The sequence below is a fragment of the Miniphocaeibacter halophilus genome (genome assembly GCF_016458825.1).
Classification (GTDB): domain Bacteria; phylum Bacillota; class Clostridia; order Tissierellales; family Peptoniphilaceae; genus Miniphocaeibacter; species Miniphocaeibacter halophilus.
The window spans coordinates 917388-931556 of the sequence record NZ_CP066744.1; the positions used below are offsets into that span (position 1 = coordinate 917388).

Annotated in this window: 19 protein-coding genes; 1 reads left to right on the forward strand and 18 read right to left on the reverse strand. The window is 26.3% G+C overall.

Annotated elements, in window-relative coordinates; genetic code table 11:
• Positions 1 to 40: 40 nt before the first annotated feature.
• Positions 41 to 781, forward strand: a complete 741-nt coding sequence (locus JFY71_RS04470) for a TraX family protein (protein ID WP_243661842.1) — start codon at positions 41 to 43, stop codon at positions 779 to 781.
• A gap of 35 nt (positions 782 to 816) precedes the next feature.
• On the opposite strand, the gene pepD is transcribed toward JFY71_RS04470, so the two are convergent.
• The 18 genes from pepD to JFY71_RS04560 form a co-directional block, all read right to left on the reverse strand.
• The gene (gene pepD, locus JFY71_RS04475; RefSeq protein ID WP_243661843.1) at positions 817 to 2265 is read right to left on the reverse strand and encodes a beta-Ala-His dipeptidase; all 1449 of its coding nucleotides are present in this window, start codon (positions 2263 to 2265) and stop codon (positions 817 to 819) included.
• Positions 2266 to 2296: 31 nt separating this feature from the next.
• Positions 2297 to 3520, reverse strand: a complete 1224-nt coding sequence (gene pepT / locus JFY71_RS04480; RefSeq protein ID WP_243661844.1) for a peptidase T — start codon at positions 3518 to 3520, stop codon at positions 2297 to 2299.
• 240 nt (positions 3521 to 3760) lie between these two features.
• Positions 3761 to 4351: a helix-turn-helix domain-containing protein gene (locus JFY71_RS04485; protein WP_243661845.1), complete on the reverse strand. Its 591-nt coding sequence runs from the start codon at positions 4349 to 4351 to the stop codon at positions 3761 to 3763.
• Between the two features lie 108 nt (positions 4352 to 4459).
• Positions 4460 to 4810: a GIY-YIG nuclease family protein gene (locus JFY71_RS04490; protein WP_243661846.1), complete on the reverse strand. Its 351-nt coding sequence runs from the start codon at positions 4808 to 4810 to the stop codon at positions 4460 to 4462.
• 242 nt (positions 4811 to 5052) lie between these two features.
• Complete coding sequence (locus tag JFY71_RS04495; protein WP_243661847.1) at positions 5053 to 5520, reverse strand: hypothetical protein; 468 nt, start codon at positions 5518 to 5520, stop codon at positions 5053 to 5055.
• Entirely contained in the window at positions 5507 to 5926 is a 420-nt protein-coding gene (locus tag JFY71_RS04500; RefSeq protein ID WP_243661848.1) for a hypothetical protein, read from the reverse strand. The genes JFY71_RS04495 and JFY71_RS04500 overlap by 14 nt, the downstream gene beginning before the upstream one ends.
• 86 nt (positions 5927 to 6012) lie before the next feature.
• Positions 6013 to 6624: a cadherin repeat domain-containing protein gene (locus JFY71_RS04505; protein ID WP_243661849.1), complete on the reverse strand. Its 612-nt coding sequence runs from the start codon at positions 6622 to 6624 to the stop codon at positions 6013 to 6015.
• A gap of 334 nt (positions 6625 to 6958) precedes the next feature.
• Positions 6959 to 7441 carry a GNAT family N-acetyltransferase gene (locus JFY71_RS04510; protein ID WP_243661850.1) on the reverse strand — a complete coding sequence of 161 codons (483 nt, stop codon included), beginning with the start codon at positions 7439 to 7441 and terminating at the stop codon, positions 6959 to 6961.
• A gap of 60 nt (positions 7442 to 7501) precedes the next feature.
• Positions 7502 to 8179 (reverse strand): DUF1048 domain-containing protein, encoded by a 678-nt coding sequence (locus JFY71_RS04515; protein WP_243661851.1) that lies wholly within the window; start codon positions 8177 to 8179, stop codon positions 7502 to 7504.
• A 28-nt stretch (positions 8180 to 8207) separates the two neighbouring features.
• Positions 8208 to 8900, reverse strand: a complete 693-nt coding sequence (locus JFY71_RS04520) for a DUF1129 family protein (RefSeq protein WP_243661852.1) — start codon at positions 8898 to 8900, stop codon at positions 8208 to 8210.
• A 32-nt stretch (positions 8901 to 8932) separates the two neighbouring features.
• On the reverse strand, positions 8933 to 9601 hold the full coding sequence (locus JFY71_RS04525) for a hypothetical protein (protein ID WP_243661853.1): 669 nt from the start codon (positions 9599 to 9601) through the stop codon (positions 8933 to 8935).
• A gap of 12 nt (positions 9602 to 9613) precedes the next feature.
• Positions 9614 to 10435 carry a hypothetical protein gene (locus JFY71_RS04530; RefSeq protein WP_243661854.1) on the reverse strand — a complete coding sequence of 274 codons (822 nt, stop codon included), beginning with the start codon at positions 10433 to 10435 and terminating at the stop codon, positions 9614 to 9616.
• Positions 10436 to 10499: 64 nt separating this feature from the next.
• Positions 10500 to 11147 carry a hypothetical protein gene (locus JFY71_RS04535; RefSeq protein ID WP_243661855.1) on the reverse strand — a complete coding sequence of 216 codons (648 nt, stop codon included), beginning with the start codon at positions 11145 to 11147 and terminating at the stop codon, positions 10500 to 10502.
• An 18-nt stretch (positions 11148 to 11165) separates the two neighbouring features.
• Positions 11166 to 11831, reverse strand: a complete 666-nt coding sequence (locus tag JFY71_RS04540) for a DUF1048 domain-containing protein (protein ID WP_243661856.1) — start codon at positions 11829 to 11831, stop codon at positions 11166 to 11168.
• A gap of 51 nt (positions 11832 to 11882) precedes the next feature.
• A complete protein-coding gene (locus tag JFY71_RS04545) occupies positions 11883 to 12215 on the reverse strand; it encodes a PadR family transcriptional regulator (RefSeq protein ID WP_243661857.1) in 333 nt (110 codons plus the stop codon).
• 224 nt (positions 12216 to 12439) lie between these two features.
• Entirely contained in the window at positions 12440 to 13117 is a 678-nt protein-coding gene (locus JFY71_RS04550; RefSeq protein WP_243661858.1) for a CPBP family intramembrane glutamic endopeptidase, read from the reverse strand.
• Between the two features lie 8 nt (positions 13118 to 13125).
• Positions 13126 to 13812 carry a CPBP family intramembrane glutamic endopeptidase gene (locus JFY71_RS04555; protein ID WP_243661859.1) on the reverse strand — a complete coding sequence of 229 codons (687 nt, stop codon included), beginning with the start codon at positions 13810 to 13812 and terminating at the stop codon, positions 13126 to 13128.
• A gap of 105 nt (positions 13813 to 13917) precedes the next feature.
• A complete protein-coding gene (locus JFY71_RS04560; RefSeq protein ID WP_243661860.1) occupies positions 13918 to 14112 on the reverse strand; it encodes a DUF4177 domain-containing protein in 195 nt (64 codons plus the stop codon).
• Positions 14113 to 14169 lie beyond the last annotated feature (57 nt).

Here is a 14169-nt window from a genome sequence, read left to right on the forward strand (position 1 = left end):
TATAATTAAATCATATGAATATTTAGAAAGGATTTTTAAAATGACAGGAACAAGTTTGAAATTTTTAATGGCATTTCTTATGGTCTTGGACCATATAGGTTATTTTATTCCTATAGAGTGGCAAGCATTTTTTCATTTTATAAGTAGGCCGGTTGCTGCCGTATTTGCTTTTCTGTCAGTACAGGGTTTTATACACACTAGAAAGCGAGAAGATTATATTAAAAGACTGTATTTAGCAGGAATTATTATGTTTGTTGGAAATATGGCAATTAATAATCTTATTATTAAAAAGCCGGAATTTTTTGTTTATAATAGCATGTTCCTATCCCTTGCCTTAGGTGTAACAGCCCTTTATATTTTAGAAGGAGTTTTTAATAAGGGTAATTCTCTTTTAGGAATTTTATTAATATTAGGAACAATTATTCTAGGAATGTTTACCGAAGGCGGTTATATGATTATAATCCTTATGTTAATTGTTTATATTAATAGAAATAATCCTTTAAAACGAGATTTTATATGCCTAATAATAACAGCTGTTTTTATAATTTTAATGATTTTTTATTTAGTGGATACAAGTATAATATCTCAAGGAAATATGAGAGAAATCTTAATTAGTATAGGCAATTTTTCAGATTTATTATTTTTTGCTGCCGGTATTCCATTTTTCCATCTCTATAATGGAAAAAGAGGAAAAAATACAAGGTTCACAAAATATTTTTTCTATGTTTTTTATCCAATGCATTTATGGATAATAGGAATTATTGCTTCGAAAATAGCTTAATTTTACATTATAAAAGAGGGGGAACTCCCCTCTTCCTACTTAGATTCCTCTATTAATTTTCTTACAAATTCATAAACCCTTTCTGTTGAAGAAATAGATAATTCCTCATTAGGTGTATGAATAAATCTCATATTTGGTCCTACTGAAATTATATCCATGTCAGGATATTTCTCATTTAATATTCCACATTCAAGACCGGCGTGTATTACAGTTGTTACTAAATCCTTGTTAAATAATTCCTTGTAGACCTTTACTGCCGTTTCCCTTAATTCCGATACCGGCTTATACTCCCATGCAGGATAATTATCTCCAGTAGTTAGTTTAGCATCTGTTTTATTTGCAACCTCAATAATAGTATTTCTTAATTTTTCCATAGACTTAGGAGATGAACTTCTTTCAGAAATCCTAATGGAAAATATTTCTTCACCTGTTTTTACAAGAGCTAAATTTGCAGAACTTTCAACAATTTTTTCATTTCCGGGAATCATAGTAAAAGGTCCAATATGAATATTTTTTAAAAGATATAAAATATCTTCCGTATTCTTTTTAGACATTGCTTTTGTAGATTTATTAACTTTTTCTATATTAATATTTAAATCCCCTTCAATGTTTTTATTGTTTTCCTTAACAATATTTTTTATATTTTCCAAGTTTTCCAATAGAATATTTTCATTAAAATCATCTATGGAAATAATTCCATTTGCCTCCCTTGGTATTGCATTGTCCTTAGTACCACCGGAAACACCTACTAGTTTAAATTCTACTTTTTTATATATTTCATCTAAAACTTCACTTAATATTCTAATGGCATTACCCTTACCATTAGCTATTTCCATTCCTGAATGGCCTCCAAGTAGGCCGGAAATATCAATTTTATAATTAATGGAATTTTCCACCTCTTTAAAATTTAAGGGCAGGTTTATATCTATTGCTTCACCACCGGCAGAGCCCATTGTAAGTATTCCTTCTTCATCTGAATCGATATTAATTAATTTTCTTCCTTCTAAAATTTTGTCCGACAAATTAAAGGCACCGGTCATTTTAACTTCTTCTTCTACTGTAACTACTAATTCCATTTTAGGATGTTTTAAGTCATCGTCTTCCATTAGTGCCAGTCCCATTGCTACACCTATACCATCATCTCCACCTAGGGTAGTCTTATTTGCCTTTATTAAATCACCTTCAACAAATATTTCCAATGGATCGCATTTAAAATTATGGTTTGAACCTTCCTCTTTTTCACAAACCATGTCCATATGACTTTGAATTACTATTCCTTCAGAATTTTCATATCCTTGGCTGGCAGGTTTTTTCATTATTATATTTAAACTTTCATCCTGTATAGTTTCCAGACCTAATTTTTCTCCTAGGGATTTTAAATAATCACTTACAGCCTTTTCATTATAACTACACCTTGGAATTTTTGTTAATTCCTCAAAATAATAAAATACCCTTTCCGGTTTTAACCCTGTTAATTTTCCCATTTATCCTCCTAAAACAAGGATAACTTTTCAGTTATCCTTTAATATTTTCTGGTACCATGTTTTCTGCTATTTTAACTAATAGCTTTGAAGCCTTTCTCATTGACTCCGTTGGAATTAATTCGAATTTACCATGGAAATTATAGCCTCCGGTAAATAAATTTGGTGTTGGCAGTCCCATATATGAAAGTCTAGCACCATCTGTTCCACCACGAATCGCCTTAATTTCCGGTTCTATTCCTAACTGCTTCATAGACATTTCAGCTAATTCTATTATTTCCATATGAGGCTCAATTTTTTCTCTCATATTATAGTAACTGTCATCTAATTCCATTTCAATTCTATTATCATATTTTTCATTTAAAAATTCCACTATATTTTCAAGTAAACTTTTCTTTTTCTCGAATTTTTCCATAGAATGGTCTCTAATAATATATTCCATTTTTGTATTTTCAACATCGCCATTTATTTCCGTTAAAAGGAAAAATCCTTCATAGCCTTCTGTAAATTCCGGTTTTTCATTTTTAGGTAGCATATTTTCTAATTCCATTGCAATTAACATGGAATTTACCATAATATTCTTAGCTGTACCAGGATGAACATTTTGTCCTTTAATATTAATTTTTGCAGAGGCTGCATTAAAGTTTTCAAATTCTAGCTCGCCTATTGGTCCACCATCAACTGTATAGGCAAAATCCGCATTAAAACCATGTATGTCAAAATTATCTGCTCCTCGACCTATTTCTTCATCAGGTGTAAAAGCAACTTGAATATGACCATGTTTAATTTCCGGATGTTCTTTTAAATATTTCATTGCATCTATTATTATTGCAATTCCCGCTTTATTGTCTGCTCCTAAAAGAGTTGTGCCATCTGTTGTAATTAATTCCTGTCCTTCTAAATCCTTTAAAAATGGAAATTCTTCTACAGTCATTACGCAATTCTCGTTTAACTTAATATCTCCACCCTTATATACAAATTGTTGAGGATTTACGTTTTTCCCATTAAAGTCCGGAGATGTATCCATATGGGCTATAAATCCAACTGTAGGAATATATTTTTCAATATTTCCCTCTAATTTTCCATATACATAGCCTTTTTCGTCTTGAACAATATCCACCAATCCAATTTCTTTTAATTCCTCAGCTAATTTTTTAGCAAAATCCAGTTGAGTCTTGGTGCTTGGTACTGTTGTGCTGTTACTGTCCGATGTGGTTTCGATTTTTACATAATTTTTAAATCTTTCAATTAAGTCCACTACAATCCCTCCTTTTCTTAATTTAAAATCCTTTTTACCCCTATTTTTAGTATAACACTATATTGATTAATATATATGTTTCTTCTAAAATTAACATAAATTATATATATTTTTCTTCTATTTCCCATTTAATGCTTAGTTATTTTACTACCCATTATTTTGATAATTATTATTAATAACCTTTAATTTTTTACAAAAAAATAAACCCTAGTAAAAAATTTACTAGGGCCTAGTTCATAATTAATTAAATCCATTGTCTATATTTAAAAATCCAAATTTAGTACTGTAAATATATAACTTTCCATTTGGTGTATAGGGAATTCGAAAATTAGGACTTTGTTCCGGATACATCCTTCTAATAAACACATTATCATTTTTTACATAGGCTGCAAATAATATATATGACTTTCTATTCATTTCATGATCTGTTGTAATATAGTATTCAACGTCTGTAATTTTAATTTTTACATTAACAAATTCATTTTTCTTTGGGATTAACGGGTCGAGTTTTCTTCCACAACAAAATATTGTAGCTTCTCCAGTACTAGTTAAAATATTTTTACAATTTGGACATGTGTAAAAACGAATTCTAGATATTTTACCAATATCCTTTTTATTTAAACTAAGCTCTCCTGTCATCATTTGAGAAATATCTATATTTAACATTTCTGAAAGGTCGTTCCAAAGAGCAATATCGGGGCAACCTAACCCTCTTTCCCATTTAGATACGGTTTTATTACTAATATTTAATTTGTCTGCAATGTTTTTTTGAGTTAAGCCTTTTTCTTTTCTTAAATTATAAATTAACTCACCGATTTTAGCACAGTCCATAGTATAATGCCTCCAAAACTACATATTCCTTAACTATATTTTAACCCTTTTCAATTAACAATCAAAGCCTTAAATATAATTTAATGGATATAGTTTCCTCAAAGTCCTTTATTTTTTCTTTTCCAATCTTTTGGCATTTTCTTTTTCCAATAATATTATTTCCAGTAACTCCTCTAATTCATTACTATAATCTTCTTGTAGGTCATCATATTTTAATTGTTCAATTAAATCTATTTGAAAATCCCCTTCACCATATTTATTCCATAGTTCTTGTAATTCTTTATTAGGATGCCAGTTTGACTTTAATTTCATCTTCATACTGTTAATATCCGCTTTCTTGTCTTTAGCTATAGTTAAGAATTCTTTTCCTTCGGTCTTATTTTTAATGGAAATAATCCCCTTGTCCGGCTTTCTGTTTTTATATTCTTCCAGTAGCTTTTTCTTTTTTTCTTTATCCATTTTACACCTCATTAATATTCTATTTATAAAGGTCATAAAATACAATCCACGAACCGTAGACTACTAATAAATAAAAAATAGACTTTAAAGAATCTCTTAAAGTCTACACAAATTTATTTTCTATTATTTTTTATGATAAAAATTTCTGAAATAATTTTCCAAATTCCTATTAAATCATCTAAGAGTAAAATCATTTTAGCCCCCCTTTACGCTAATAAGCGGTAGTGCTAGCTAGTTGAATTTCATCCATTACTACAAATAATATATTCTGTTGCTAAAAAAATATTATTTATTTCCTCTTGTGAAAGTCCTCTTTCACAAATAATTCTTCTTTTTAATTGGTTACTACCTTCAACATAAAAGCCATTATTATTTAGATTAATACCTATAAGAATATTTCCCATTTCTTTTAAAGCTTCTTCACTTTTTAAAAATAAATCCTTTGATTTTTCATCATTTATAATCTTATAGCCTTTAATCTTGCTGTCATTATTGGTTTTTCCGTATTTTTCATCTGTATTGTTTTTTACTACTTCTAAAAAAGCTTCATCATTAAAATCTATAATAGTATATTTTTCCTTAAGTTCCAATAATATGTCCTTAATATTTTTTAAATTAGGTCTAAGATATTTCTTGCTATTTTCATATATTAATCTATATTTCCTAATAAATATTTCATCCTTATTTAAATAGCATTTAGCTATATCCATAAACCTCCTCCTTAAAATACAAATACTCTCCTACTAAAAATATATTACTTAGCTCATCCCTATTTAAACCTCTTAATAGTATTAATTGTTTTTTTAACCATTCATTACCTTCTACATAAATACCATTATTGTTTCTATTAAAACCTACAAAATAAAAATTATTTTTAAATTTCAATTTATAGGTTTCAATATTTTCAAGGTTTAAAGAATTTTCTTCACCATATTTTTCATTTGTATTTTCCAACACCTTTATAGCGAAGTCCCTATTTTCGTAGGCTTCCAAATAATACTTTCCCATTAAAATTTTTATCATTTCATCTATAGTCTTAATATTCTCTTTTAATTTTCCAATGCTTTTTACAAATAAATTTTCATAAATATTTGCCTTACTAATTGTGTTCTTCATAATTTACTCCTTGTTATAAATATAATATCAGAGAAAGTCTACTTAAATATCTAAAAAATTACTACAATTTCTCAAATAATTTATTGTTAATGATATAAATTTATCCAAGAATAATTTCTAGGTCCTCTTTCATAACTAACATTTGCCACTTCATTTGGGTTAACTATGTCTGAACTCTTTACTTTTAAATCCTTTCCCATAACCTTTGTAGCATTTTTGCAGTTAGAAATATATTTAGATTTCACCTTGTTTTTTTCTACCTTATAATCCCAGTTTTTTACAATATTTTTTATATTAAAGTCTATATTACTAACAGTTTCTTCCACATCCTTATTAGTAACTAACTTATTACCTACTACATCTCTAATAATTAATTCTTCATTTTCATTAACTTTTACTACGCCATCATAAATTTCTCCGGATTTATCTATAGCTTGAATGGAAAAAATATTATCTTCATTTAAATCTTCAATAGAAAAAAATAATTCCCTATTATTTTCCAAATCCTCATCACTAACATCAGTTAAAACCGTAGTAAATCTTTTATTTGAAATACCTAACTTACTAAACTTCTTACTGGTTTCATTTATAATAGAATAATTATAATCCTCTGGTTTTTCAAAATCAGAGCCAAAAAAATAACAAATTCCACCTAAGGTTATTAAAACTGTTAAGCCTAATCCCATTAATCTTTTCATAATAAACTCCTTTCTTAATGAAATATAGAAAATATAACAAAAAATTTATTTAAATATAAAGTAATAACTATTTATTTATCTTGTTATATATATATTAACAAGCAAAGGTTTCAATAACTTTAAGAAATTATTACATATTTCTTACAATATTCTTACAATTAATAAATAATTTTCTATTAAAACATAATAACTTTAATAAATATGTTTGAAATATTCTGAATTTGCGTATATTATATATATAGAAGAATTTATATACATAATTGTATTTAAATCCTTCCCCTTTCAATAAAAAGAAGGCGTTACTTAAGTAACGCCTTCTTTTTGCCCATTTTTACTATTTATTTACATAGAAATACATTGGTGTTGGTAAAATCGGATCTTTTTCAGAAGAAAAACCTAATCCTCTGTAAACACTTTCGCCCATTTTAGTAGCATCTAAAGTTAACTTTTCAATATTATAATCTTTAGACGATTCCATTAACTTTTTAACCATTGCAGAAGCTATTCCTTGCCCCCTAAACTTTTCTTTTGTATAAACATTTACAATATTAGCCTGTATACCATTTGGTGTTTCAGGGTGGTATAATCTCTCTTCAATAGTCATGTAGGCTGTTCCAATTACCTCATTATTAAACTCAGCTAAAACACATACTAATGTTTTGTTGATTTTATCTTCAATTTGTTTAATTAATAAATTTAAAACACCCTTATATTCTTCCTTAGAAATTTCATAACCAAGTAGACCTAAAAATTCTATTCTTGCCTTGGCTAAAAATACAGTGTCTTTTCTATCTGCTATTCTTAAATTATAATCCATAGTTCCTCCAAAATCTTAATATAGAATATTATACAATATTCTTCTAATTAAGAAAAAGAACTATTTTAAAACCTTATCTATTTTTCTATTTATCGCCTTAATAGTAATAACGGATAAAATTGTTCCAATAATTACTGTAACTACCAGTATTTTAAAATCTACTGTAATTAAAAACTCTGAAAACTTTAACCTATCCATTAACATAAGAAAAATAATTATAATTACAAAAGCCATTAAGTAATAATAAAAACCAATAAATTCCCTATCTGTTGGTTTGCTCCTTTTTACTATTAACCTATAAATTACAGACAGCGACCATATTACTATCCAATACAGGACTACTTCTAAACTTATAACTAAGGGTTGGAAAAGTTTTGTTTTACCTATAAGCATTTCTAACAAATATAAAATAACAGGCATTCCTGCAAGCATAAGGGAAAATTCCGTAAAAAATTCTATATATTTTTCTTTAAAGGTAATTTTCCCATAGCTTTCTATCATATTGTCACAAAACTCTTTTATATCCCTCTCATTTCCTATAATATTTCCAATTTCTTCCTTTCTTTCCTGGGCTTCTACAAACATATTTAAAATATCATTCATTATTACCTTAGAGTCGATATTGTTTCCTATTTTTATAGTTATATAATTATTTACATCCTTAAATACATTATAATACTCCCTATTTAACTTGCCTTTTAATTCCTCATTTATTTCTAATAAATCCTTGTATTTCATAGTAAACTCCCTTTTATTAAGTAATATATTAAGGTATTATTTTTTCCACCTTATTATTAGCTAACTTTCTTATATAGAATACTAGGAAAATTATAATAAGCGATACTACAATAAGGGAAAGTAAACTTGTATTTATTATTATTGGATTTTTGAAAAACCAAGTGTTAAAAATAACATTTCTAAATCTAACAATTAAAATAAGCACTATAAAAATCATTATTATTTGTATAACTTTATATTTTTTCCTAAAACTAGGCTTGGTGTATTTGTTAAGGAAAAATATAATAAGACCTCCTAGTAACAATCCAAACAAGGAAGCTTGTAGGCTTAAATCCAAATTCACCCTGTAGGTCAATATTTTTCCTGAAGATTTGTCTAAATCCAGTAAGGAAAGCACTACTATAAGAAAATATATTAGAATAAAATAACTAAAGTCATATAGTAGGGATATTAATCTACTGAAAAAACTTGGTTTAGGATAATTTTTTAATATTTCCCTGCCAAAATCATCAACACTTCCTACAATATTACTAATATCCTCTCCTCTGTTTTGTCCATCTAAAAACATGATTAGAATATCGTACAAAATTATTTCTACATCTATGCTGGATTTTATTTTAGCCCTTAAGTAATGTTCAACATCCTTATAGGTCGAATAATAATCTCTATTTAATTGGAATTTTAAATCACCATTACATTTCTTTAACTCAGAATATTTCATATACTTCCTCCCTTTTAGTACAATAATATATACTAACTTTCCTTTAAATTTACATATAAGAATATGAATAATGATAATCCATAAAAAATAATAAAAAATATCCATCCTACAAGGGGATTAATTTTAATACCATGCATAAGACTATCAGTAATTAAAATTAAAATTATTCCACCAAGAATTAGAATAGCTTTAAAAACCCCATTATTGTAAAAATTATTTTTATTAATATTAAGTGAATATTTTTTAATTTTCCCCTGAAAAACAATTGAATATATCATTAAAGTTCCATAGAATATAAGAGTTATAGTGCTGATTTTTACACTCCTATCTATCCCTTTAAAATATCTATCAAATGCAAGGAAAAAATCTGCAAAAATAAAAGTAACTATAGGAAATCCATAATCTCCAATAGAATAGGCTTTATTTATTATTTTTTCTAAAAAAGTCATTTGTTTAGCATTAGAATAAATTTCTTTAGCAAATTCCTCCTTATTAATTCCAAATACAAAGTCCAAGTTCTCATTTCTTTCTGCACCGTTAATAGCCATTTCTAAAAGATCTGTTTTTATAGCTTCGGCTTCGTATATTGAAATATTATTAAAATTAATATAGTTTATAATATCATCTATTTTTTCTCTATATTCTAAGGGCAATTCTTTTTCCAGCCCTTTATTTAATTTCCGACGCTTTCTTAATTTCATATACTTTCTCCCTTAGGAATTAATCCACTTATTTACTTCCCTTTTGTATTTTTTGCTTAGTAAAATTACAAATATTATAGTAAGAACAAGTACAAACATATATAATTTTTCACTAAGCCAAAACTCCGGCAGTCTTAAAAACTGTGCAAGTACCATCATTGCTATGAATATTGAAAATATAGTAATATAATATTTTTGTACATTTTCCTCCTTTGGTTTTATAAAAAACAAGATTACAGATAGAACAGCTAAAACTATAAAGGATATGATAGTAAATCTATATCCTATTTTGTTTTCTATTAGTGGATAAAATATAGGTGAAATAATTCCTAAAGATAAGACAATTCCAAATACCTTACCACTAAATACCTTTCTAATATTTTGAATTTTTATAAAAAATATATCTGTTAAAATTACTACGAATATTGTAAAAATACTAAGGTCAAAAACTCTAATCTCACCTGGCCTTTGTTTTACATAGGATATGGTCATAAAGTTGAAAAATATGTTTAATAACATAGCTATTAGAAAACCACTTGCTAAATATGTGCTATAATACAAGGAAATCAATTTAAAACTCATCTTCTTTTTAGATTCATATATTGCATCGGCAAAGGCCTTGTAGTCCTCTCCAATTACCTCTTCCCATCTGTCTCCCCTATTTTGCCCATCGTAAAGCATGTTAACAATGTCGTTTTTTATTAATAATTTACTCTTATCTATACCGTCATTAAGTCCAATATAATAGTCTATCTTCTTGTAGACAGCATAGTTTTCCCTTGTTAATTTATTTATTATCTTGTTATTCTCTATTTCTGTTTTCTTAAAATTCACTACAAACTCTCCCTAAATAATCTATTCATTTCCTTTTTATATTCAATATTAACAATTAAAAAATTTATTTATTCCCACTAAGTAAATCATTTAAATTCTTTTTATAAGCTCTATGAAAATATATGAAAAGAATAATTGATAATATTATTGCTATAAAATACAATTTAACATTAATTTTAATTTCAAATAATACAAAATTATCCAATAAATTAATAGGTAATAATATTAAAAACATTAATAAAAATCCAATGAAACCACCTTTTTTAATTCTAGTTGCAAATTTATTATATAGGTATAAATAAGGAATAATTATTAATACCATCATAAGCCATTCTGAACCCACTATAATATTTTCTCCTATGCCGTCATCTAATTTAAAAAATAAATTTATTATTAAAGTCACAAAAATTATTAGAAAAATATTATATAGATAATATAAAACAGATGATTTTCCTATATCTTTTTTTCTATTATTTTTTATTTCATCTGCAAATTTCTTATAATCTTTCCCTATTACTTCCTCCCAACTTTGCCCACGGACTTGCCCATCATATAGCATATTAACAATATCATTTTTAATTAAAATCTTAGTTTTATCTATTTCCTCATCTAAATTTAAATATATGGACAAGATGTCATATATTCTATAATTTTCCTTATTTAATTTTGTAATAACTCTGTTATTTTCTATTTCTATATCCTTATATTTCATAGCAAACTCCTAGGTATTCTAATTATTTCTATTAACAATGAAAGTAGATATAATACTTAAGATAATAAGTATAAAAATAATTATCCAACTTATTATTTCAGGGTAATAAAAATATGTTAAGTTTTTAAATTGTTGGTGCAGTAACACAGCTATTATTAATACGACTGTATTTATAATCATTAGATAAATATATCTAGTGTTCTTTTTTTTATTGAATATATTTTCTCCTCTTTTTTTATTTAGCTTATACATAATTGTTGCAAATACCACTACTATTATAAATGCTAAGTAATCAAATTTAATTTTTGCCTCAGTTATACTTTTATCATCTAATATTTCAGATACTCCTCCAAATATATAAGCAGTTAAAATGCCTAATACTGCAAATCTTGCAATATAAATAAAATTAAAAACTTTTTCTATAAAATTCATTTTTGGAACATTGTCTAATATTTCCTTGGCAAAAATATTATTATTTTCACCAATAACATTTTCTACTTTTTCTCCCCTATTTGCTCCCTCAAGCATAATATTTATAATATCCGCCTTGATTTTCTCAATATTATAAACAGAAATATTATTAACTTCTAAATATCTTCCTATTTCTACAAGTTTTTCCTTATATTCTTTTGGAAGTTTTTCAAAGTATATTTCATTTTGATTTTTTAATTCCTTATATTTCATAACAAACTCCTTATTTAATCTATTTGTTGGTTTATATCTTTCCTTATAAAATTATTCTTCCTCTTCTTTACTATTTAAAATTCTATTAATAATCTGGGAAAGTTCCTTCCAGTTTTCGTAAAAGTTGTCCAACTGTTTTAAACCTTCTTCTGTTATATGGTAATATTTTCTTCTTGGTCCTAACTCTGAAGCCCTATATTCTGCAGTGACTAAATTCTTCTTTTCCAATCTTAAAAGTATAGGATAAATTGTTCCCTCTACCATGTCCTCAAATCCATAGTCCCTTAATTCCTGGACTATTAAATAGCCATATAAATCATCTTTTGATATTATTTCCAATACACAATCCTCCAATACCCCTTTTAGCATTTGGGACGGAATCATTTAATCACCTCTTTTCTAGTCTACTTTGTATTACCTAGTAGTAACTACATTGTAATGCCAAGTAGTCCCCTTGTCAATATATTATTGCTTAAATTCATTTGTGTTTTCCTTGAAATTTAGCTATTTATCTATAAACAATGCCAATCTAACAAAATTGTTAGATTAAATAAAATATTAAATTATTTTAATATAAAATAAAAAAGACCATTTGTTTAACAAACGATCTATAAAATACCCAACACTGCCAGTAAGGCTATTGAATTGTGAATTGCATGGTAAAAAAACGAGGCTATAAAATTGTCTTTATTCAATATATAAATAATTGTAAAAGCCATGCCCATTAAAAAATATACTATAAAGGATAGGGTTAATTCGCTATGAATTAAGGCAAATAAAATACAGCTTATTATTATGGCTAGAAATTTTGGTATAGTTTTTGACAATTCCCCTATTAATATGTGCCTAAATATGATTTCTTCAACAAATGGCGCTAGTATTATTGTTCCAAATATCATTATAGGATATGAATTTATCATTTCTTCCAGACTATATTGATTTGAAGAAGTTGGAATTTCAATTAATAAACCAATAAGTACCGATAATGCTATAAATAATATATAGACTACTATAAATTGTATTATTTTCTTCCACCATTTATTTGCAAAGTTTTTCATTCCTATTTTTAGCTCCTGCCAATAAAATACAATTCCAAAAATTGACATTATAAATAACTTTGACTCATTATATACGGTATTTATTAATATTATATTACTAATATCGATAAAATTTGGTAATACCCTTATTAAAATTTCATCTAAAAGTATAAAATACAAGAAGATATAGACTATATTTTTTAAAGTTTTTCTATTTTGTTTTTTATTTTCTAAATTGTTATTTTCCATTTTTCCCTTTACATTAAACTAATCATAGTTATTGTTGCTAATAAATTCCAAATCATATGATATATAATTGAAACCACTACATTTTTCCCTGATTTTATATAAATAAGAGCTAAGATTATACTGCCGGTTATATAGGATAAAAATGAAATACTAAATCCACTATGGACAAAGGCAAATAGCACAATACTAATAATTGCTGCACTAATAGTTGAAATCCTTCCTGATAATTTACCTATTAATATATGTCTAAAAACCAGTTCCTCTATAAAAGGGGCAAAAATAACCGTTGTTATAGATTCAAATATTGGAAATTCCATAAAGGCTTCATTTAATCCCTCTTGATTTTCCGGAATTGGTAGTTTAAAAATAATATCCATAAAATATTCCAAATAGGTATCAATAATAGTTATCCCTAAGAGAATTAGTATTATTTTAAACCAATGCTTTTTAAATTTATTAAAACATTCAATTAAATCATCCTTATAATAGGATATTCCCATTCCTGTTAAAACAGCATAAAATGACAGTTCATATAGCAAATCTACATAAGAATCACTTAATGGTATGAACATGTAAACAAGAACAAAAGCAAATAATCCTATTATTTCAAATATAAAAAAATATGTTAAAAGAAATAAAATATCATGTCTTTCAATCCCATTATAAGTATTTTTTTCAAGTTTATCTTTCCCCATATATTCTCCAATATTTAAATTATTTTCTATAATTTGTAAATAAACTAATTTTGTATTATTATATCATAAGAAAATAGACAGCTATAAGCCGTCTATTTTATACTTTTATATTTCCCTTTTAAATACAGAAATCAAATAACGAGTAGAACCATAATCTTGATTCATCCCTATATTCTCCATTAGTTCCCAACCCTGTTGACCTAGTTGATTAAGTTCATATTCTAACTCTTCAACATTTACCTTTCCACCTAATATTCCCTTAGCATCGGTTTTCATTAATTTATACTCAAATTTTTTCATGACTTATTCCCCCTTCTTTATATAGAAAGAATATCAAATACTAAAGGAAGAAGTAAG